At 36.9% G+C, this 23,474-nt stretch carries 17 protein-coding genes and 1 pseudogene; 7 read left to right on the plus strand and 11 right to left on the minus strand.

Translation table 11 applies throughout. The features are described from left to right. Positions 1 to 70 precede the first annotated feature (70 nt). The 7 genes from ABX891_RS19175 to ABX891_RS19205 form a co-directional block, all read right to left on the minus strand. Positions 71 to 787 (minus strand): amino acid ABC transporter substrate-binding protein, encoded by a 717-nt coding sequence (locus tag ABX891_RS19175; RefSeq protein ID WP_354630398.1) that lies wholly within the window; start codon positions 785 to 787, stop codon positions 71 to 73. A 72-nt stretch (positions 788 to 859) separates the two neighbouring features. After that, positions 860 to 1,330 (minus strand): methylated-DNA--[protein]-cysteine S-methyltransferase, encoded by a 471-nt coding sequence (locus ABX891_RS19180; RefSeq protein WP_024605686.1) that lies wholly within the window; start codon positions 1,328 to 1,330, stop codon positions 860 to 862. Further along, the gene (locus ABX891_RS19185; RefSeq protein WP_354630399.1) at positions 1,330 to 2,682 is read right to left on the minus strand and encodes a DNA-3-methyladenine glycosylase 2 family protein; all 1,353 of its coding nucleotides are present in this window, start codon (positions 2,680 to 2,682) and stop codon (positions 1,330 to 1,332) included. Before ABX891_RS19185 ends, ABX891_RS19180 begins: the two co-directional genes overlap by 1 nt. Before the next feature lie 74 nt (positions 2,683 to 2,756). Further along, a complete protein-coding gene (locus tag ABX891_RS19190; RefSeq protein WP_354630400.1) occupies positions 2,757 to 3,368 on the minus strand; it encodes a superoxide dismutase in 612 nt (203 codons plus the stop codon). Positions 3,369 to 3,381: 13 nt separating this feature from the next. Continuing rightward, a complete protein-coding gene (locus tag ABX891_RS19195; protein ID WP_354630401.1) occupies positions 3,382 to 3,888 on the minus strand; it encodes a DUF2753 family protein in 507 nt (168 codons plus the stop codon). A 79-nt stretch (positions 3,889 to 3,967) separates the two neighbouring features. Next, a complete protein-coding gene (locus tag ABX891_RS19200; RefSeq protein ID WP_024608844.1) occupies positions 3,968 to 4,450 on the minus strand; it encodes a GNAT family N-acetyltransferase in 483 nt (160 codons plus the stop codon). A gap of 12 nt (positions 4,451 to 4,462) precedes the next feature. After that, positions 4,463 to 9,226, minus strand: coding sequence for a PAS domain-containing protein (locus ABX891_RS19205; protein WP_354630402.1), 4,764 nt, complete (start codon positions 9,224 to 9,226; stop codon positions 4,463 to 4,465). Between the two features lie 257 nt (positions 9,227 to 9,483). On the opposite strand from ABX891_RS19205, the gene ABX891_RS19210 reads away from it, so the two are divergent. The 5 genes and pseudogenes from ABX891_RS19210 (at position 9,484) to bfr (ABX891_RS19230) (ending at position 14,897) form a co-directional block, all read left to right on the plus strand. After that, positions 9,484 to 10,359, plus strand: coding sequence for a cation diffusion facilitator family transporter (locus tag ABX891_RS19210; RefSeq protein WP_024600553.1), 876 nt, complete (start codon positions 9,484 to 9,486; stop codon positions 10,357 to 10,359). A 57-nt stretch (positions 10,360 to 10,416) separates the two neighbouring features. Further along, positions 10,417 to 11,487, plus strand: coding sequence for a PepSY-associated TM helix domain-containing protein (locus ABX891_RS19215; protein ID WP_294115813.1), 1,071 nt, complete (start codon positions 10,417 to 10,419; stop codon positions 11,485 to 11,487). Positions 11,488 to 11,560: 73 nt separating this feature from the next. Beyond that, a pseudogene (locus ABX891_RS19220) lies at positions 11,561 to 13,695 on the plus strand (TonB-dependent receptor). Positions 13,696 to 13,949: 254 nt separating this feature from the next. Continuing rightward, complete coding sequence (bfr, locus tag ABX891_RS19225) at positions 13,950 to 14,420, plus strand: bacterioferritin (protein ID WP_002958985.1); 471 nt, start codon at positions 13,950 to 13,952, stop codon at positions 14,418 to 14,420. 12 nt (positions 14,421 to 14,432) lie between these two features. Then, the gene (gene bfr / locus ABX891_RS19230) at positions 14,433 to 14,897 is read left to right on the plus strand and encodes a bacterioferritin (protein WP_002958984.1); all 465 of its coding nucleotides are present in this window, start codon (positions 14,433 to 14,435) and stop codon (positions 14,895 to 14,897) included. A 65-nt stretch (positions 14,898 to 14,962) separates the two neighbouring features. Here bfr (ABX891_RS19230) and ABX891_RS19235 read toward each other — a convergent pair whose 3' ends face one another. Beyond that, a complete protein-coding gene (locus ABX891_RS19235; RefSeq protein ID WP_002960627.1) occupies positions 14,963 to 15,157 on the minus strand; it encodes a (2Fe-2S)-binding protein in 195 nt (64 codons plus the stop codon). A 342-nt stretch (positions 15,158 to 15,499) separates the two neighbouring features. Here ABX891_RS19235 and ABX891_RS19240 point away from each other — a divergent pair, with 342 nt between their 5' ends. Then, the gene (locus ABX891_RS19240; RefSeq protein WP_024605680.1) at positions 15,500 to 16,057 is read left to right on the plus strand and encodes a TMEM165/GDT1 family protein; all 558 of its coding nucleotides are present in this window, start codon (positions 15,500 to 15,502) and stop codon (positions 16,055 to 16,057) included. A 61-nt stretch (positions 16,058 to 16,118) separates the two neighbouring features. Here ABX891_RS19240 and ABX891_RS19245 read toward each other — a convergent pair whose 3' ends face one another. From ABX891_RS19245 to ABX891_RS19255, 3 genes are all read right to left on the minus strand, one after another. Next, positions 16,119 to 16,643: a DUF6436 domain-containing protein gene (locus tag ABX891_RS19245; RefSeq protein ID WP_354630403.1), complete on the minus strand. Its 525-nt coding sequence runs from the start codon at positions 16,641 to 16,643 to the stop codon at positions 16,119 to 16,121. Beyond that, complete coding sequence (locus ABX891_RS19250) at positions 16,627 to 18,093, minus strand: methyl-accepting chemotaxis protein (RefSeq protein ID WP_354630404.1); 1,467 nt, start codon at positions 18,091 to 18,093, stop codon at positions 16,627 to 16,629. The genes ABX891_RS19245 and ABX891_RS19250 overlap by 17 nt, the downstream gene beginning before the upstream one ends. Positions 18,094 to 18,207: 114 nt before the next feature. Next, on the minus strand, positions 18,208 to 18,759 hold the full coding sequence (locus tag ABX891_RS19255; RefSeq protein WP_354630405.1) for a hydrolase: 552 nt from the start codon (positions 18,757 to 18,759) through the stop codon (positions 18,208 to 18,210). 166 nt (positions 18,760 to 18,925) lie between these two features. Here ABX891_RS19255 and ABX891_RS19260 point away from each other — a divergent pair, with 166 nt between their 5' ends. Further along, complete coding sequence (locus ABX891_RS19260) at positions 18,926 to 23,425, plus strand: EAL domain-containing protein (RefSeq protein ID WP_354630406.1); 4,500 nt, start codon at positions 18,926 to 18,928, stop codon at positions 23,423 to 23,425. Positions 23,426 to 23,474 lie beyond the last annotated feature (49 nt).

The following is a 23,474-nucleotide window of genomic DNA, read 5'->3' on the forward strand; positions in this document are numbered from 1 at the left end:
AGTGTTTGTAAGTATTTAATATACACAGGTGCACTTTCAAATTTTGATAACCACTGCCACATTTGTAAGCTTAGAGCATTTTTTTCTTCGTGAATTTTTTTGAAAAAACAAGATAACCATGGCTGGTTTCGTAAGGGGGATAAATAGGTTTAACATTATTACCCTCATACGGATAACTCGACACTTTTAAGCTATCTACTTGGCATAGATCAACGCTCGCTTGCACTACCCCCTTATCTAGCAACTCAAAAGCTTTGCTTTTAGAAAACGTATTATGAATAAAAAATGGTTCTTCTTTTAACGCGCTATTTAGCCCATAACCATTAGGAATAGCTATCGTAAATGCTTTATTTTGAAATACTTCACGAGTCTCCCATTCCTTATGAAATTTATAACGCCCTATAAGGCAGCTGCCAAATTCACTTACTGCGTAGTCATCTTGTAACTTACCTTGCTCATCAACAGGGTAAACAGCAACGTTTTCTCGCCCTTTGCGGTAACTTGCAATAACAGCATTAACTCGATTAAATTCTAAATCGTTTAAGCATCTACGCCATGGCTTTCTAACAAATGATATTGCTACATTGGGCAATGCTAAATCAAGTTTTTGAAGTATTTCGATTGATGCACCAGGTTTATCTGTTGGTATATTTTGGCCATCACCTAAAAACATAGGAGCTATATTTTTGTCTTCGTAACAAAACACGAGACTTTGCGGCTTGCTAAACGCAGTAGCGGTAAACATTAAACTGGCAATAAAAAAGTACACTAAGCTATTAATACGCATAATAATTTTTATTAGTTGATTATTTAAATTATAGGTTGAGTTAAGCAGACTGGCTATATTTTATCAATTAATTTACATTAATCCTTCGTGTTTCAGCAACCAAAGTTTCCTATCAAGCCCACCAGCATAGCCCGTTAACTTTGCATTTGCGCCAATAATTCGGTGGCAAGGCACTATAATACTAATCGGATTTTTACCATTCGCAGCACCTACTGCCCTCACTGCTTTTGGATTATTGAGTTGGTTTGCAATATAGCCGTATGTTTGCGACTTTCCAAAAGGTACCGTTAATAGTGCTTGCCATACGCTTTGTTGAAATACCGTACCATTTGTATCAAGTGGTACATCAAAAGTAGTACGTTTTTTTGCAAAGTACTCATTTAACTGCGCAGCACAAATAAGCACCGCCTTGTTAGCGACTTGCTCAAATGGCGTATGAAGGTGCTCAACTGGAGGATAAAACCCAACGTAACTCACTCCTTTATCTGTCGCTTGAATAATTATGTCGTCTATAGGGCTCGAAATGGATGTTTGAATGATCATTATAATTGCTGCCAAAGTTGAAAAGTTAAGTAAGAGCGAAAAGGAGCGCTGTTAGCAGGTACGAAAGGGTTTGCCGCCGCTTGAGCTTTTTTAACACCTAAGTCGCCATCAAGTAATATATCGGGCTGGCTTTGCCCTCGCAACTTTGCATAATTTACCGTCCAAGGACCAATTCCCTTTAAATTAAGCCATTCGTCTAAATCGTCATTTTCAGGATTTAGTGCACAAAACTGGGCTAAGTTGTGTAGCGCATTTTTGCGTGCTTGTGGCATTTTAAAAAATGCAAAATCACTATTAGCAACAATTTTAGCCGTAGGAAAATAAACGGCATCGCCCTCTTTTTCGCCTAATTCGTCAACTAACGTTGTTACTAAATTATGCGCGGCAGTAACACTCACTTGTTGCCCAAGTACTGCCCTTATACCGGCTTCAAAACTTGACCAAATCCCCGGAAGCCTGAGCCCTTCACACACTGTAAATGCATTGTTTATATTAGCCCTTAAATGCGTTTGAATTAAATTAATATCGGCATCTAAATCAAGCACACGACGTATATTATTTATAGCCGATTGCAAATAAGCCGTATTATCTATATCGATAGATACAATAAAATGGTTTTTACTCTCTATAAATTCAGCAGTAAAGCTTCCTTTATATTCCTCACTTGCAAAAGTACGTCCGTAGCTCGTTTGCGTTATCCACTCCATTGGTTTTATCAAACGCCTTTGTAAAAAGCTCTGCAAAGCAGGCCAATTATAAGGCGGCCTAAATGGTAGCGTTAAAGTGAGTGTTGATGTTGGTTTTTTATCGCCACTGCGCAGCTTTGAGGGAGCTATATTTAACTGCTGTAAAAAAGCATCATTAAAGCGCCTAATGCTTTTAAAGCCAGCAGAAAATGCTATTTCGGTAAGAGGTAAATGTGTTTCTTGAATCAGCTTTTTAGCAAAGTGACACTGGTTAAATAATCGGTATTGCGTAATCGACACGCCAAAATGCTGCTTAAACAACTGTCTTAAATAACGACTACTTATGCCTAAACGAGCGGCTAATTTTTCGCAGTCGTGCTCATCATTTTGATCAATTAATTGCTTAGCTCTCAGAGCTGTGGTTTTTGTACCCTGCCAAGCAGCGCTGCCTGGGGCACTATCGGGTCTGCATCGTATACATGGCCTAAACCCAGCTTGGGCTGCATTATGCGCAAACTGATAATACGTGACGTTTTTTTCGTGAGCCGTTGGTGCAGGGCAAATAGGTCTGCAATAAATACCGGTACTTTTAACAGCAACATAAAAAAGCCCGTCAAAACGAGGATCGCGACTCTGACGTGCTTTTTGCCAATGTAAAATGTCCATAAGCGACTCTGTAAAATAACCTAATAGAGTCTAGCTTATAGAAAAAAACTCACTTTACTAGCCATATTCGGAACTCAACTAATAGCAGCTAAGTAGCGCTTTTCAACTTCAGTCCAATTAATTACATTATAAAAAGCAGCGATATACTCAGGGCGCTTATTTTGATATTTCAAGTAATAGGCATGTTCCCATACATCAAGTCCCAAAATAGGGGTATTTCCATGCATTAAAGGGCAATCTTGATTAGCGCTATTTTGTACAATCAGCTTTTCATCTGGCGTGACGCATAACCACGCCCAGCCACTACCAAATTGGCTAATTGCAGCGGCTGTAAATTCCTCTTTAAATTCATCAAAACCGCCGAGTTGCTCATTTATAGCTTGGGCCACAATACCTTCAGGTTTACCACCTCCTTGCGGGCTCATTACTTGCCAAAACAAACTGTGATTAAAGTGCCCACCTACGTGTTCTTGAACCGCTTTTTGCAATTGAGTGGGCAGCTTACTTATATTAATAAGTAACTCCTCAGCATTTACGTTAGCATATTCAGTGTTCTCTAATGCTGTATTAGCCTTATTTATGTAGGTTTGATGATGTAAAGTATGATGAATATACATTGTTTTACTGTCTATATGAGGCTCAAGTGCATCATATTCATAATTAAGTGCTGGCAAGGTAAACGACATAAATTACTCCTTTTTAGTGCAACTGGTTGTTTGGAGGTGTGTTTGAGCTTAAACAAAAATTCACTTGCTCAATAAGTTCTGGAAAAGAAGGATAACGCTGTGCGAATGATACAAGTTCAGAGGAAGTTTTAATGTAATGATGCTTACTCACTTTTTGTATATCGTAATGAGTATGCTTAATTAATGAAGAGAGTGTTAAGTGTACTTCGCATAGCCATTTGCATGCATTTTCAGGCTGTTGCATAGCTATATAGGTATCAGCTAAATTATGTGAAGCAACAACAAGTGCGGGTATGCAATGCTCAATAGCATGGATGACATTGTTATTAATCTGAGCATATAAAAACTGCTGAAGAAGATGATCTGCAAGTGTTTTAGCTAATAAGTATTTATCGCGGGCTTCGAGAAGTGCACCTTGTTCAAATGCATAATTACCTTGCATTATATTCGACTGCCAAGGGCTTAATGCTTGATCAAGACAAAGTAAATCTGAGTGGGATTGTTTTTGATTTGAGATCATATAATCATCTGCACGTTTATTTATGGGCGTGTAGTTAACTTACACACCCACAAAACTAAATGCAAATGATTTTCATTAACTATTTAGCGAAGTCTAGTAATTCCTGCCCTGTTAAGCGATATATAATCCATTCGTTTTGCGGCTTTGCACCAATGCTATTGTAAAAATCGATAGCGGGTTTATTCCAATCAAGCACTACCCATTCAAAACGACCACAGTCATTACTAATCGCCTTATTAGCTAAGTGCTTCATAATGGCTTTGCCTGCACCATTGCCACGGCTATCTGGGCTTACGTATAAATCTTCAAGGTATAGGCCATTTTTACCTAACCATGTAGAGTAATTATAAAAATAGACCGCAAAACCAATTGGCTCATCACCTTCTAAACAAATTATGCTGTGCGCAGTAGCACCTTCACTAAACAGAGTATCTAAAATAGCCTGTTCGTCTGTTTTAACTGCATCCGGTTCTTTTTCATATATGGCAAGTTCGGTAATAAAGTGCAAAATTGTTTTCGCATCACTTGGCTTTGCATCACGTATTATAACGGGTTGGCTCATTGTATTTTTACCTTAAATATACTGCTCTAATTTATCTTTTAAAATATCTAATTGAATCGGTTTGCTCAAGTAGTCATCCATTCCAGCGGTTATACAACGCTCTTTATCAGAGCCCATTGCGTTAGCCGTAATAGCAATGATCCTAATGTTTTTGTGTTGTATACCCGCCATACCTTTACGTATAGCTGCAGTTGTAGCAAAGCCATCCATAACAGGCATCTGGCAATCCATAAGAACGAGCTTAAAGAAACCAGAATCGTGAGACTCTAATATATCTATCGCTAATTGACCATTTTCGGCAATTGTAACGTCACAATTAAGCTTTTTGAGCATTAATGTAGCCACTTGCCGATTAATTGGATTATCTTCTACAAGTAATATTTGGGTAGGTTCCTGCACCTTTTCTTTTTTAAGAGAGGAAATATAGCCTGAAGTAACAAGTGGGAGTGTCTCATCTGAATCATTACTTGTTATGACTGACAGTGCAGAAATTAAATCGGCAGTGGTTACAGGTTTGGGGAAATATGCCTGAAAGCCTGCATTAGAATAGCGCTGCGCACCTTCCATACCAGCAATACTGGTCATCATTACAAGTGGCATTGATTTATAATGTTCATGTGCTTTTAGTGCTTTACACAGCTCTATACCATCCATTCCTGGCATTTGCATATCAAGCACTGCAATGTCATACATGCAATTGTTACTTTTATACTGCTGCGCGCACATATCAAGAGCTTCGCGTGCGTCACATGCAAGCGCAACTTTAGCGCCCCAGTGCTCAAGCTGCTGTGAAATTACAATTCGATTTGTCTCGTTATCATCAACAACCAAAACGGTTAGCTCTTCCATATTAATATTAGGAATATAACGTTCTTTTTGATCTCCCGGAGTCAGCATTATAGTGGCAGTAAAAGTACTCCCTTTACCGGCTTCGCTAGTGAGAGAGATAGCTCCCCCCATTAGTTCACAAAGCTGCTTACAAATAGCCAGCCCTAAGCCACTGCCCCCGTACTCACGCGTTGTTGATGCATCTACTTGAGAAAACGGAGTAAATAATTGCTGTTGTTTGTCTTCACTTATTCCTATGCCTGAGTCTTTTACACTTACAACAAATTCTAAACCTTGAACCACTTTATTAATTTTCGCACTTACCACAACCTCGCCTTTAGCCGTAAACTTAACGGCGTTACTCAGTAAATTAGTAAGCACTTGGCGAATTCGCCCGGGGTCACCACATAATTGCGAAGGCTCCAAGGCTAACAAATCTAAAATTATTTCAATGCCTTTGTCTTGAGCAGTAAATGCTTGCGCGGCGGCAACTTCGCCAATTAAATCTCGTCCATTAAAGTTAATTTCTTCAAGTTCGATTTTACCAGCCTCGGCTTTAGAAAAATCTAAAATATCGTTAATTACGGCTAATAAAGAATGTGCGCTTGTTTTGGCAATGTCTACTTTTGTCTCTATTGACTTAGGTAATGATTCTAATTGAACAAGCTCTAGCATACCGAGCACACCATTCATTGGCGTTCTTATTTCGTGGCTCATAGTTGCTAAGAATTGACTCTTAGCAAGCGCTGCATCTTCAGCTTTAACAAGCGCTACTTTTAACTCCTCACTGATTACTTTACGCTGCTGAGAAACTAAAGAGCTTCCCACTAAAGTAGCTAATGATCGAAGATACGTTTCTTCGCTTTGCGTCCAATAGTGGTGCTCGCCTACCGTTTCAGCACACAAAATACCTAAATTACCATCGCCAGTTGCTATCACTGCATCAAGCATCGATTTAATATTTAGTGGTTTTGCATACGCTTCTATAAAATCAGCAGTTGCTGGGTGCGTATAAACATCATCAATAGCTACTAAGTTTTGCTTATAAATGGCGTTATAATATTCAGGGTAGTCTTTAGCAGTTAAAACAGCATTTGTATCTACAAAACCTTGCCCTTTAATGTATAAACCATGACATGTCATCACATCTCTTTTATCGTTAAAAATCCATACCGAAGCGCGAGTAATATCTAGCACTTCACACATAGATTTAACTGCTAACTTTTTAACTTGTTCTACATTACTGTTTTGTACTTCAGGGGCAACAGTAAGTGCGGCTAAATTTTTGTTATACCTGTTTGTTTTTTCGCTTTCGAGTTCAAGTCGCTTATGCGCATCAATACTTTGAAACGAGCCAAAAACACGTACGCATTTTCCATCTCTAAGCTCTGCTTGGCCCATTGATTTAACCCAACGCTCCTGCCCCGAATAAGTTAAAATAATAAGCTCAACACTCCAACTTTCACCTAGAGTCACAGCGCATTCAAACAAGGTACTAATAGTGTCTCGGTGTACTCCTGGTTTATAAAAATCAATTGCGGTATCTATGCTAGGCTCATAGCCCTCTAGTACCTCATGAATAACTTTAACTTCATCAGACCAATAAAGCGTATGTGCCTCTAAGTCAATTTCCCATGCGCCAATCTGACCTTGCTTACTCATGGATTCGAGTAAATTTTGCTGACGATTTATTTCTAATTGAGTGTTGTAACGATCCGTAATATCTAAAATAAACCCATCTAAATACAATATGTTGCCATCATCTGCGTAAATCGCTTGGCCTTTTTCGTTTACCCAATGCAAGGAACCATCGCGAGCTGTAATTCTATACTCAACAGACCATGGTTGCTTGGCGCCGACACAGCTTAATATTTCAGCTTTTATTTTTGTAGAATCGTCATCGCATATTAAATCAAAAAAGTTAATGGCTTCGCTATGTATCAACTCATCAGGCGAATAGCCTGTTATTTCACTCGCTTGGTCGCTCATATAAAGCATGCTTAATTTGTCATCAAATTTACATCGATAAATAATGCCCGGTATATTTGATACTAAAGATGCAAACCTATCTAGACTTCCTTGCAATTCATGCTGTGTAGATTTTTGATCAGATATGTCTAAATGCGTACCTATCATACGTTTTGGAGAGCCATCGGTATTCCACTCAACTATTTTTGCAGTATCGAGAACCCAAATCCAATCTCCATTTTTATGCTTCATGCGGGCTTCGCTAACATAATAGTCAGTCTCGCCGGCAAAATACGCTTTAAGTTTTCTCTCCGATATAGCTAAATCATCAGGGTGAGCAAATGTATACCAAGTATCTATAGTGCATGGTTCAAGCTCGCTGAGTTTGTAACCTATAATCTCGGCCCAGCGATTATTAAATGTCACTTTTTTAGAATCGATATACCAATCCCAAATACCCACGGCTGTTGAGTCAATCACTAGTTGTAACTGTGTTTTGTGCTGTTCAAGCTCTAGCTCTTGTAATTTAAGTGCTGAAATGTCAGTACGAATAGCAATATAGTTTTGTGGTTTACCGTTTTCATCTAAAAATGGCACGATGGTCGTATCTACCCAATAAAAATCACCATTTTTAGCTTTGTTACATATTTGCCCGTTCCATATGTCGCCATGTTTAAGGGTTTTATACATATTTTTAAAAAATTCTTTTTCGTGTTTTCCTGAATTTAAAAGGCGATGGTTTTGACCTATTAATTCGTGTTCATCGTAGCCACTAATCTCACAAAATTTCTTATTTACAAAAGTGATGGTGCCATGCAAATCAGTTACAGCAACAATAGCGTGTTCATCTAATGCACTTTTTTGCTCGGCTAACTGTTTTAATGCAATTTGAAGTGCAGAGCGTTGTTTTTGTAATATACTTTGTTGCTCTGCTTTTACGTCCACTAACTTACGAAGACCTAATGAAAGCTGATTAAACTCTATACTGTCGTTTATTATTGGAACTTTAACCAAATCGCCTTTTGTAATATTTTCAACAATTTTAGCTAAGTTAATTAAAGGCTGAGAAAGCCGGCGACCAAACCACCAAGACAGCGTTAATATAAGCAATAACGCCCCCGTATTAGTCAATACAGCAAGCTGCTTATAATAATTGGCGCCTTGTAGTGCGACTTCTTTTGGTTTTGATACGAGTAGCTGCCAGCCAGATTCATTTAAAAACTCTAATGAATTAATATACCCATATAAAGTGACTTCATTCTTATCACTATAAGTAAAAACACGTTGTGTTGGTGATCCGTTTTGAGAGAAAAATAGTGGTTGGGTATCGTCTGAATTATTACTTTTTTGAATTTTATTTTTGTACATAACATAAAATGTTATGTCTTTATTAGCAGCGTGTATTTTACTTAAATTATTTAATAAGCCGTTTAAATTTATATCTGCGATCAATATTGTTTGTAACTTATTTTCATCATTTAATACTGGCAAGCCAATAATATGATAGTCGCGCCCTGAGGCAGTCATTGACCGAAACTGAATCTTGCCTGTATTTTTAATACCTGTGCGTATGTCGTCAAAGCGCTGCTCTTTAATAACATCAAAAAAAGGTGATAAAGGTCGTGAGTTAACAAGGTTTATATCTATAAGCTCTACATGATTAACGAAGTCATACTGCTCAACAAATTGATTTATTAATTTTTGTTTTTTAGCAGAGCTAATATCAAGTTGTGACCTAAGCAAATATAAATCTTTAACATGGTCTGCAAACCAAATATCAGCAAATTGCTTGCCTATATTATTAAGCTCGTTAAGTTCGGTGTCTGCATTTTGTTTAAGGGTGCGATTTACGTGTTCAAGACTAAACCACGTAAGTATACAAAGTGGCACTAAAGCTATAATTATAAAGGTTATAATTAACTTACTTCGAACAGATTGTCCTTTACCTGTTAATTCACCAAAGTTTAAACCTTTGTCCATGCTTAATACCCAGCAGCTTTTAATCATTTAATATTACTTACATTAATGCACTAAATATATAAAGACGCAAGTTTTGAGCCGTAAACTCCTTAAAAACTCGACATTTAGCGCGACAAACTTAAATTTACGCATTTAAGAAAATACGCCTTTATCATTAACTTAAAATTACGTTCATGTACGCGACAACTTCTGTAGCTGTTTTAAACCACCCATGATATAATCAATATTCAGTCAATGTATTTGAAGGGATTATGGCAATGGCGCACGATCATTCACATAGTCATGTAGACGAAAACCAAAGTAATAAGCAGCTCACCGTTGCAGTTTTTATTAATGTATTACTAACCATAGCCCAAGTTATTGGTGGGTTATTTTCGGGCAGTTTGTCACTTATAGCAGATGCACTTCACAACTTAAGTGATGCCGCCGCTATATTTATAGCCTTGATTGCACGAAAAATCGGTAATAAACCAGCTGATGACACTCATCACTTTGGCTATAAACGCGCTGAAATACTCGCCACTCTTTTTAATAGCAGTACACTAATAATAATTGGTGTGTATTTAATTTTTGAATCAATTTCGAGTTATTTAAACCCTCAACCAATTAATGGTTGGATAGTTGTGTGGGTGGCCGCAATAGCGTTAGTGATTGATTTAGCAACAGCGTATTTAACCTATCGAGCTGGTGCAAATCACAGTATAAATATAAAAGCAGCCTTCATTCATAACGTATCAGATGCAATGGCATCTATTGTGGTAATCATTGCTGGCACCTTAATTATTTTATATCAATGGTATATTGTTGATTTAATCGCCACTGTACTTATTTCTATGTATGTAATTTATCATGGCATTTTACTTTTAAAACAAAGCTGCAAAGTTTTAATGCAAGCAGCGCCTGACAATATCGACACACACGCAATATCGGATGCTATTAGTAGTAAATTTAATATCGAATCGGTAACCAGTATTAAGCTTTGGCAATTAGACGATAAAGAAAGCTACTGCGAGCTTATTATTAGCACTCAGCAAGCGATTAATTTGCAAGCCATAAAAATATTCTTACACGATAATTATAATATCGAAAATTGCATAATAGAAATCCAACCAAATACACAACTATTTAATTGAAAACAGCTCGTATTATCATTTACAATATTAGCATTAACTCATAATGAGATACCGTTTTTGAAAATTTGGTTACGTAGAATTCATTTAGGCCTTGCCCTTATTAGCGGACTATTTTTATTAATAGTGAGCTTAACCGGTGCTGTTATGATTTATGCAAAAGACATTCAGCACTTAATAGAACCCGCAAAATGGCAAGTAGCACCACAAGCTACTTTTATGCATTACGATGAGCTTATACAAAATGTACAAACTCAAACTAAGCAAAAAATTACTTTTTTTATGCCAGAGCAAGCACCGGACGCCGCATGGCAGTTTAGGTTAGCTAATAAACACTACGCTAGTGTTAATCCCTATTCAGGGAGTGTACTAAACGTCTATGAATCAACCGATACTATTTATGGGTTTGCCCAAGGCTTACATCGCTGGCTGTTGTTTGAAAATAGTAAGGGTGAAAAAACCTTTCGAAATTGGATGTCGGTATGTGCATTGCTACTTTTAATAAATGTATTACTGGGCTTTTACTTATGGGTAAAACCAAAAAACAGAGTTAAACGTTTAGCTATAAAACCAAAAGCCAAATTTAGAGTGCTCATGTATCAATTACATACCGTGCTTGGTGTTTACTTTTTTATACCCCTTATGCTTATTGCCTTTACTGGCATGGCATTTAACTGGAAAACACAAACTCAATCTGTATTAGAATTTGTAACGTTTAACAAAGTAGAGCAAAGACCTAAAGCGCCAAAAATAATCCCCCTTTCTCAAGCTGTTTTAAATTATAACGAAGCAATAAAAAATGCCGAGAGCGTATTCCCTGATGGCAAAACATATAGAATTTACTTGCCTAAAAAAGATGACGAAGCAATTGCACTGAGAATGCAAAACCCTGGCGAAAGCCATGCTTACAGCTGGGTTTGGACTAACCCATTTACTGGTAAAGTATTAAACTCATTTGACGCCAGTAAAACCAACTTCACAACACAAGCATGGAACTTTAAGTATAAATTTCACATTGGTGATTTTGCAGGTCCTATAGTGCAGTTTTTATGGTTATTAATAGCCCTTTCACTCGCATTTTTTATTGTAAGCGGTGTGTATTTTTGGTTAAAACGCCACAAATGGAAATAAATATCATTAACACTTGCGTCATTAGTTGATAATAATTACCATTACGCAACTTATTATCAACTAAGACCCTCCCATGTTAAAAACTTCGCTTTGCCTTATTGCTGTTGCAATAAGTGCTAACACGTTAGCAAATGAAAATAATAAAAATGAATACACTTCTGATCAGTTAGAGCATGTGATTGTATCTGGCAGCCGAATATCAGAAAGCATTGACGAAGTACCAGCCTCAATTACCGTTATTAATCAGCAACAAATACAGCAGCATTTAAAAGTAAGCTCAGAGCTGGGGAGTTTACTCGCGCAAAGGTTCCAGGCCTTGCACCTAACACTGGCAGCTCAAGTAATTCAGGACAAACACTGCGTGGTCGCGCGCCATTAATAATGATTGATGGCGTACCGCAATCAACCCCTCTTCGTAATGGTTCATTAGGTGTAAAAACGTTAGACGCAAGCGCAATAGCGCGCATTGAAGTCATAAAAGGAGCAACCTCTATTTATGGTAATGGTGCCTCAGGTGGCATTATTAACTACATAACAAAACAAGCGCGTAGTGATGGTAAACCGGAAGGCGAAATAAGTATTTCAAGTCGCTTTAGCGCTGTTAAGTTAGCAGAAAGTGGCGGCGGTAGAATATCAGCAGCAGTGAACGGTAAACTTGATAAACTAAGCTATCTACTAACAGCAAGCTATGAAGAAAACGGCGTACAACGCGATGCACAGGGCGATATTTTAGGCTTGCAATATGGTTTATCTGATTCTGAAACTCAAAACTACTTTACAAAGTTAAGTTACGATTTTGACGACGAAAAACAACTTCAGTTTAGCTACAACTTTTACAGCTCACAACAAAAAACAGACTTAGGCGATGTGACTGGCGATGGCAATATAGGGGAAAAAACATACGCTATACACGTCCCTTTAGAGCTTCAAAAACAAGGTAAACCGCAAGGCCCTGAAGGCAACGAGAATATAACCCTAAAATATGTTGATTACGCGCTGTTTGAAAACACACAAATGACCCTCGATCTATATAAACAAAATATAGAAAACGTGTTCTTTTTCTCAACCGCTTTAGCCAATCTTGATGAAGGTTACAGCGGTGGTCAATCGGTTATTAAATCAGATAAACAAGGTGCACGAGCCACGTTTAATAGCCAGTTTGATTTTGAAAATGTAACAGCCACCCTAATCTACGGCATTGATGCCTTAAACGATAAAACATCGCAACCTTTAGTAGATGGCCGAGTGTGGGTGCCAGAAATGGACATGGAAAGTATTGCCGGCTTTTTACAAACTAAATGGGTAATAAACGATGATATTATCCTAAAAGCAGGCGTAAGAAACGAAAGCATCGATTTGAGCGTAAGTGATTATCAAACATTAAAGCTGTGCAGAACCGAATCACAATGCTCAGTGCCATTGAGTGTGCGTGGCGACAGTATTAATTACGACGCGACAACCTATAACGCTGGTATAAAATACAATTTAACAGAGGCGTTTAGTCCGTTTTTTAGTTACTCACAAGGCTCTGACATCTCTGATATTGGTCGCCTACTTCGCTCTGCGACCGTTGAAGATATTGCGCTTATTCAAACCCAAGCTTCAATAATCGATAATTACGAAGTTGGTTTTACCTCACAGTTTGAAAACGTGCGTTTTGAATTTGCACTTTACAGAAGTACCTCAGAGCTTGGTACAAGTAGTGAATATAATGAAGTAACGGGTGTTTACGAACCCGTACGTGCACCACAAGAAATATGGGGTTACGAAGGGCTAGTTAACTACACTATTACCCAAGACCTTAAATTAAGTGCTACTTACAGCTATGTTGAAGGTAAAAACACCGAGACAGATGACTATTTAGGCGCAAGCCAAATTAGCCCACCTAAAGCAACAGCTAATGTAACATGGCAAACAAATGACGAACTATCACTTGCAATGAGCTTTTTATACGTAGGCGACAGAAAGCGCTTTGATAAAAACGCACAAGGCCAATACTCCGGCGATCAGGGCCCTGTTAGTAGCTACAACACATTTAACTTAAGTGGCCAATACAATGTTAACGCCAAGTGGAGTGGCTATTTTGGAATAGAAAACCTTTTCAATAGTGATTACTACCCAGCCCGCGCACAAGCATATACTTACGGTGGGTACAACATTAAAGGATTAGGCACAACTGCAACATTGGGTGCTACATACCAATTTTAACAAATAAACACTATAGGCATGCCCTGCATGCCTATATGCTTAACAAATCCCACATAAATAGACGTCTCACTTTTTTATTTAAGGCGTCTATTAGATGCTAATGCAAATAAAAAACTGTCCATAAACCAAGCAGTAACGCAAACTTAAATAAGAATCAAAACCAATAGTAACACAATGATTTTTATAGAGAAAACTTGCAATATAGGCTATTTGTATTACACTGCATACAATTGAAATAGTTAAGGCGATTTATCATGAAAGGTAATCAAAAAGTAATCGATGCGTTTAATACATTGTTAGCTAACGAATTAGCAGCAATCGACCAGTATTTTATACACTCGCGCATGTATGACGACTGGGGTTTAAACAAACTATACGAGCGCCTTAACCACGAAATGGAAGAAGAAAAAGATCACGCAGACTGGCTTATTAAGCGCATCTTGTTTTTAGAAGGTGTACCAAATATGACTAAGCGCCGTGATTTACTTATCGGTAACGATGTAAAAAGCATGATGCAAAACGATTTAACACTAGAGCTTGAAGTAGTTGCGTGTGTTAAAGACGTAATCGCAATATGTGAAGAACAACAAGATTATCAATCTCGTAGCATTTTAGAAAAGCTGTTATTTGATACCGAAGAAGATCATGTTTACTGGTTAGAGCAACAACTTGGTCTAATTGATAAAATTGGTTCTGAAAATTATCATCAAGCACAAATGGCTTAGTAGGAGCATATTATGAAAGGCGATAAAGACGTTATTGCAGCGCTTAATAAAGTACTCGCTAATGAGCTTGTTGGTATTAACCAATACTTTTTACATGCACGTATGTTTAAAGATTTTGGCTTTACACAGCTTGATAAAGCAGACTACAAAGTATCAATTCAAAAAATGAAAAACGCTGATCGTTTAATTGAACGTATTTTGTTTTTAGAAGGCTTACCAAATCTTCAAGACCTAGGCCGATTACGTATTGGTGAAAACAGCGAAGAAATGATTGCTGCTAACATGAGTTTTGAACTCGATACTATTGATGAGTTACGTAGCGCAGTTAAACTGGCTGAAAGTAAAAAAGATTACATTACCCGTGAAGCCCTTGATCACATTTTAAATGAACAAGAAGAGCAAATTGATTGGTTAGAAACCCAACAATTACTTATTAAAAATACGGGTATCAAAAACTACTTACAGTCTCAACTGTAAATAGTAACAAGCATAAAAAAAGCAGCTAAAAAGCTGCTTTTTTTATATCTAAATTTTATATGTAATTAAGCAACTTGATCCGTTACATCCGCAATTTGAATAAGCCTGCGATTAAGGATCTTTTTAGTACAACCACAACACTTACCGCATTGGCTGCCTACTTTAAGCTCTTTGGTTAATTCACGCATGGTCGTTGCACCATCGTCAATTGTTTGCTCAATTTTTTTATCAGTCACACCGTGACAAAGACAAATATACATCAATACAAACCGTGTTAATTACATTCAATAGATGCATACTAATCTAAACGACAATTGTTATCAATAGCTTCCTCACTAATAAATATAAATTATTTATTAGAATATGGTATTTGTTCTCTTAACTATATTTACCTAAGAATAAAGTTATGGAATAATGGCCGCCTCTTAGGGGAGTAGCCCGCTCAGTAATGAGTAAACTTATCAACACAATTGCACCTCATGTGCATGGTAAGTTTGTAATGTTGTAGCAAGCGTTATCGGCGAGACCTAGGTAGACACTATCCTCATGGCGGGAGATAGTTGTTTGCCTTGGTTTAGCATTCCCGCCTGTAAGAATCAATAATGGAAGTTTTTTTAACCTCAACCGTCACTGTTACACTTGCCGAAATTGGCGATAAAACCCAGCTTTTATCACTCCTGTTAGCTGCCCGTTTTCGTAATAAAAGCGCACTTATTCTTGGTATTTTAGCCGCAACTTTACTCAATCATGGCCTATCAGCGTGGTTTGGGCAGTGGTTAAGTAATAGTTTTTCTTCTGAATATTTACCTTGGCTTGTAAACATCAGCTTTATTGTTGTTGGCCTTTGGCTATTAGTTCCAGACAAAGACGAAGATGTAAGTAGTAAATACGATAGCTACGGGGCTTTTTTAGTTGCTTTTGTATTATTTTTTATTGCAGAAATTGGTGATAAAACACAAATAGCGACAGTGTTGCTAGGCGCACAATATCAGTCTGTGTTTTGGGTAACGGTAGGAACCACGTTAGGTATGCTAATTGCTAACGTGCCTGTTATATATGCTGGTAATGCATTACTAAAAAGAATATCTCTAAACACCGTACGTGCTATTGCTGCTTGTGTGTTTGTGTCATTAGGTATTTATGGCTTAGTTACAATTTAATCAATGTTAAAGCTCGAACCTATTAATTTAAGTGCGAGCTTTAATTTTTTCTGCACGTTATTTACGCATTATTTACACAATAACATCCCTTGGTTTGTGTAATTAAGAGGTTTGAGTTAAAACCTGCAGCTAAATTAGTGACCGCAGTTTCAACAAAGCCACTTCCCTGGGCACACGCTAACCCTTCGGAGAGAGGACCGGCATAAACAAAATCACCGTTTTTATTAATAATAACGGCGGCAGGCGTTGCCGGAATAACAAGTTTAAGCTTTGGTGTTAATTCAACTTGTACAACCTTCATAGCTTTATTGGCAGCAAAGGAGCTTAACGATGAAATATGCGGCTTGGCTTGTATGGTGCACCCGCAATTTTTTTCTGTTATCAGTACTAACGACGCTTCGTTAGTGTCATCCCAATCCAATTGCTTTTTAAAGTTACTAAACCACTGCTTTTGCAATAAAATATTTGAGTTATCAAACGGTTTAAGCTGCTCTAATTGAAAATAAATTAACCCTGCAACAACGCAAATTAGCCATGCAAATATAAGCGAAAATACGAAAGTGTTAGATTTATTTAAACTTGGCAATGCTTTGCTCTAATACATCAATACTTACATCGATTAACTGCACCTTAGCGGTTAACTGCTGCACTATTTGCGTATCTTGGTACTGATTTTGGCGCATAGTATCAGTACTGCTTGCTATTAACTCGGTATTACCTGCCTGCTCCGCTACGACTTGTGCAACTGAGTCAGAGCTTGAAGATACTGCGGCTATTTGCTCGCTCATTGCTGAAATATTCTCTTTCATTGCAGCACTAATACTTGTTAAATCAACTACAAAACTCACACACTGACTCATTGATTGCGTTGACGTTTTACTATTATTAACAAGATCTTTTAATGTAAGACTAATTTTATCTGTTGTTGCTTTACTGTGGTTAGCCAAAGATCTTACCTCATCAGCAACAACAGCAAAACCTCGACCGTGTTCGCCTGCGCGGGCAGCTTCAATAGCTGCATTTAAAGCAAGTAGGTTTGTTTGCTCAGCAATGCCTGATATTTCATTAAGAAGCCCTGAAATAACATCGCCAGCTGCCACTAAGTGATTTATTTTTTCTTCGGTATGATTAAGCAGTGTTAACAACTCTCTACTTTTAGCGTCTGTTTGAAGCACTTCTTTTAATGCATCACCTGCAGATTGTGTAATATGGTCAACTTGGCGCTTAAGCACCTCACTTTCTTCTTCTACAAGTTTAAAGCCATTGGCAACTTGAGCGCCAGAATTAGCAATATCATCGGTTTGTTGCGTACGTTGAACCGCTCCACTCGCTAACTGATCGTGAACATCAATAAGCTCTTGTGAGTTTTTTTGCAATGATTCTGATTGTGTTTGTACCTGTTTAATAACATTAGATAAGTAATCTAGTAATGTGTTAAATCCTGCTACAGCTTCGCTTTTAGTGTCATCCGCGCGAAGAGAGAGTTTAATGTTTTCAGGATCTTTCATTATTTGTTCTGTCGCATAACTTAAAGATAAGCCCGCACGACGTTCGCGTTGCAATGTTTTAGCTATATAACCTGCGACTAGCGCTTCAACAATCGCATATCCTGCATGTATAAGTACTGTAGTAAAAGCGAGTCTATCCGGATCAAATACATAAAAACCTGTATTTTGAGTTTGAAGATAATAAAAAGATAAATGATGAACAGCAACAAATATAATTGCCGTTATAAAAACACGCCACTGCACAAACATTATAAGTACAGCCATTAAAATGAATATCTCAAAGTGGACTTCTATTAGCCCGAATGTTTGTTGGATGTGCAAAAAGGAGAACATCATAATAGCGGCTGCAACTACGTGTGCGGTTACAGCGTTGTCTGGATGCGTTCTGAGTAACAAAATTGGGAGTAAGTAAAGTGGCAAACCAATAACAAAAGCTTGAGTTAACGTACCAAAATAAAGACCAACACCAATAGACTCAATAAATAAAAGACTAAAAATAATGGTAAACAACCGAGCGACACTAGACATAAAACCCTTAAATATAGCAACCGACTAAACACACAGCTTTATACGTAATAAAACTTAAGCTGGAGCACTTATTTTAATAAAACCTCAAACAATTGAAGACAAACTCAAATAGGCTTATTTTATTATAGGTAATATTTTTTTAAAAGTTGGTGTTGCAGCTTGTTTTGTCCACTGAAAAATAACAATTTCAGCACATGAAATTACCGCACCCGCTTGGCGTAATTGCTCAACTGCCAAGTTTTTATGTTGCGGATTTCTCGAGCCAATACCATCGTGTACGACAATAACCTCAAAACCATTTTCTATTAAATCTAAGCATGTTTGTAAAACACACACATGCGCTTCAGTGCCCACAACAACAACCTGCTTTTTATCATGGCTTTTTAACTTATCAACAAAGCTAGGCTCTGCACACGCACTAAAGTACGTTTTATGAAGATACGTAGCATTAGGTAACGTATTTTTAATTTGCTGATTAGTCTCGCCCAACCCTTTGACATATTGCTCGGTTATTAAGACTGGGACACCGTGAATAATACCCGCCTGCGCTAACTGCAATGTACTTTTTAAAATATTCGGAAAGTCTTTAATTGCAGGAGCAAGCAACTCTTGTAAGTCTATTATTAATAACACGCTATTTTTTGCATCAATATTAGATAAAACCACTATACTCTCCTTATGAACATTAACTGTTATCTATATAGATTAGCTCACTATTTGAAAATAGAGCTTTTAACTTTACGTATATTATTTGTAATTAAAAAATAAAAACTTATGCTATATTTACTATCTAGCTAAGTATCATCCTATCCTCCACTGAGAGTGTTTATAAGTGCGTTTGAGCAAACTTTTTTTTCATATCACTATTGTTTTTTTGCTATGCATTCAAAGCACTTTTGCATCACAAAACTATGCTCAACAATTACAACGAATTTCTACTGACGAAGGCCTATCACAAAGTTACGTTTTGCAGACTCAAGAGGATGATATTGGTTATATTTGGATAGCAACCCAACAGGGTTTAAACCGTTTTGATGGATATAATGTAAAAACTTTTAGTGGCGGCTTTGGCCTAGATAAACACTATATTTATGCATTATTTAAAGCCGAAGACGGAAAAATCATTGTCTCAACAGACCTTTCTGGTGCTTATATAATAGATCCCCTCACTTTAAAAACCGAAAAAATCTATTCTGGTCAAATAGATAAAGAACAAAAAATGTTCTCTCCGATCTCTGCAATGACTCAGCAACAAGGTACTTTTTACTTCGCCATAGATGCCCAAATATATACATTTGATGAGACGAGTAAACGCTTCACATTTAAGCTAATCCTGCCAAATAAAGGTGACTACATTCGGTCATTAACAATATATAAAAACACTTTATATATTGGTACAAATGATGGTTTATACACTGCAAATATAGATAATTCAGAACTTGTAAAAATACCTCTTCATCCCCCTGAAAAAAATACGATAGATAATGTAAACGTCAAATTCTTAAGTGTTGATAATGAATTAGGATTACTTGTTGGTACTGTTGAAGGCATGTATCAATTAGCATTCGATAATAACAAAAATATATCTGCAGCAAATATTACAACTTTAATCCCTGATTATAATATATGGGATTATGCCAATACTGTTTACGGGGAGTTTGTAGCAACCCAAAGTGGATTGTTCAGTTATCACCGCGAAACCAAAGAACTAGAATTCGTATTAAATTATGAAAAAAGTAAGTTTAATATTAATGAAAACTCAATAAACGATCTAATGGTTGATAAGTCCGGCGTACTTTGGCTCGCATCTAGAACCCAGGGCGTGTTTACATGGCCAATTAAAACCCGACGGTTTAAACACATTACTTTACCCGGTAACAATACTATTCATGCCACCTACCAAGACAAAAATAATATTATTTGGTTAGGAACAGAAGATGGAATTGCACGGTACGACAAAGCAACAAATAAAAGTGATGTATATCTAAGCTCAACCGACTCAAAAGCAATATACGGGGCATCTGCCGTTTATGATATTTTTGCGTCTTCAATTGGTGATAATCAATTCCTTTGGCTTGTTACTTTCGATGGTTTTAAACTGTTTGATAAACAAACGGGTAAAATTATTGAAAATAAAGACACAGAAAAAGATGTAATTAACCAATCCAACTTATTTGGCTTTGCCCAGTTATCTGCAGACACATATGCATTTATGTCGGATGATAATTTTTATGTTTTTAATGAAACAACAGGAAAAACAAGAATTATTAAGGGGCTCAAAGAGCAAGTTGACCCTTTATTTTCTTATGCTTTTTATAAACCCCTCGACACACATCCTGAAGAGTTTGTACTTGGCACATCAAAAAGCTTCCTTAGGTACAACGAAAAAACGAAAACTTTAACGACTATATTTCAGTCTTTTAATCCTAAAGAAGATATTTTTTACACTGTAGAAAACTTTTACTTAGACTCAAAACGAAATATTTTATGGTTGGCAACCACCCACGAAGGCTTGCTTGGTGTTGACCCAGTTACTTATGAGAGAAAACACTACATAGGATTAAAAAATTCATTTAATACTGACTCTATCTATTCGTTACTTCCTGATAAAAACGGCTTTTTATGGGCAAGTACCGACAATGGTTTATATCAAATAAGCCTAGATACACTCAATGTGGTGAGTTATTCAGTAAAAGACGGGTTGAATATAAACCAATTTACTCCTATAGCAGCAACAACATTAAATGATGACCGGTTAATTTTTGGTAGCAATGCCGGAGCTCTACTGTTTAACCCTTTAGACTTTGATGAAAAAGAATTATTTAAAAAAAATAATGTAGCGATTACCGATATAAACCTTTTTACCAAAGAGCTCAATTATTACCCTCATAAATACCTTAGCCAACCACTTGATCTCAGTTATGAAGACATGGGCCTTACAGTTAGTTTTTCTAACTTTTCTTACCCTAATATTGATAAAGCATATTATAAAGTAATCCTTTCAGGGCCTACGTCTCTTACATATGAAGATTTACAATCTAATCAAGTGTTTTTCACAAAGCTTCAACCTGGTAATTACTCACTAAAAATATCAGCACATAATCGTGATGGTATTATTACAAGCGAGCCTACAACACTTAATATCAACGTGGCGTATGCTCCTTGGAGATCGCCCATTCCTATAGCCGCCTACATTATTTTAATTCTTGGGGTGTTATTTTTTATTTTTTGGCAGTATCGCAGCCGCCGAGTAGCAATTAAACAAGCCCATAGAGCGACTATTCATTCGCAAAAGCAAACAGAACTCGCGCTTAAAAATAACAAAAGTGGCGTGTGGGATTATAATTTTAAAGATGCTTCCGTAAGTACGCTCAGAGGAAGTGAATTAGGCTATACAGGCTTGCCTGTACGCGTACACATAGAACAATTTTTAGCGCTTATACACCCAGATGACCGACGTCGTTTTGAAAACCAATGGGAAAACTACTTCAAGTACAAAAAACAACAAAACTGGCAAGCAACTTATCGTCTACAGCATAAAAATGGGCATTGGTTATGGTATCAAGATACAGGGCAAGTTATATACGATCCTCAAACAAATGAGCCTCTATATGTTTCTGGCATATATACCAATATCACCGAGCAACGAGCTAATGAGCAACAAGCAAAAATTTTAGGTGAAGCGTTTAGCCAAATAAACGATTGGTTACTTATACTCGATAAGCGTTTAATGCCATTTTCTGCGAACAATAGTTTTATTGAAACATTTTCAAACGAGCAAACGGCCACCAAAATTAGCCCTAAATTGTTTATTAAAGCAATTGGTAAAGATAAGTGCAGAGAGTTTGCTAGTATTTTAAAAAAATTAAAACCAACAGAAAACTGGCAAAGTGATGTTTATATAAGAACAGCAAAAAGTAACGAACATCCAATACATATAAGTGCCACAGCTGTAACAAAAGACACTGCAAGTTACTATGTGATTGTTATTACAGATTTAACTGAACAAAAACGTGCTGAAAACGAACTGCGCTATTTGGCTAATTTTGACCCTCTAACACATCTACCTAATCGTAGTTTAATGTATCAAAACATTGAAAAGGCGATTAAATATGCCGATAAAAACAATACCCAATGCGCATTATTATTTATTGATTTAGATAAGTTCAAACCTGTTAACGACTCTTTTGGCCACGCAGTTGGCGATAAGCTACTTTGTAATATTACCCAAAGAGTAAACGGTATGCTTGGCGTAAACGCAAAACTTGGCCGTCAAAGTGGTGATGAATTTTTAGTGCTGATTCAAAATATAAAATCGCTTCAGTCTCTTCGCGATACAGTAAGAAAAATTAGTAATGAGTTAGCTAATAAAGTAATTATTGAAGACTTCTCTATTAATATTTCAGCCAGTATTGGCGTCGCTTTATACCCATTCGATGCTGTAACCACCGATATAATTATCCGTAATGCCGATGTTGCGATGATGCACGCTAAACAAGGCGGGAGAAACGACTTTAAGTTTTTTAGCGATGAAATGAATGAGCTGATAAAACAAAAGTTACTGCTCGAAAATGATTTAAAAGATGCAGTAAAAGACAACCGATTTTTTAATCACTATCAGTCCATTATCGACATAGAAGAAAAAACAATAAATGGCGTGGAATTACTCATGCGCTGGAAAAATGAAGGACAGTTGGTATCGCCAGCACTTTTTATACCGGTAGCAGAAGAAACTGGTTTAATAGAACTCCTTACTGAGCAAGCATTGCAACGAGCTCTTATTGAAATTGCACCTATACTCAGCGCAAACCCATTGTTTTATATATCTTTAAACTTATCGCCTAAACACATTTTAAAAACAAACATAACCCAGCGGCTGATGTCTATATTAGCTGACTCTCAAGTTCATCCAAGACAATTAAGACTTGAAATAACAGAGAGTATTTTACTAGAAGATAAACTCAAAGCAGCCAAGCAGCTACAAAACTTAAAAGCTGCTGGGTTTAAATTACTACTTGATGATTTTGGTACTGGTTACTCGTCACTCACCTACTTGAGCCAATTTCCTATTAATGTTATTAAAATAGATCAAAGCTTTGTAAACAGTATTGGTATAGATAAAGGGGATGAGTCAATTATTAAGACCATTCTTTTATTGGCCGAAAACCTAGATCTTTACTGTATTGCAGAAGGAGTAGAAACGCGCGAACAGATGATCTTTTTAGCCGAGGTTGGCTGCCATGTATTACAGGGTTATTACTTTGCAAGGCCAATGGATGCTAAAGACTTACGTAAAAGCGATTGTTTTAGCAATATCATTGATTTGATTTGATTTAAAACATTAAAAGCGTGCTAATCATTATTACACGCTTTTATATTAA

Origin of the sequence: Pseudoalteromonas sp. NCIMB 1079 (assembly GCF_040567695.1) — a bacterium.
Lineage (GTDB): Bacteria > Pseudomonadota > Gammaproteobacteria > Enterobacterales > Alteromonadaceae > Pseudoalteromonas > Pseudoalteromonas distincta.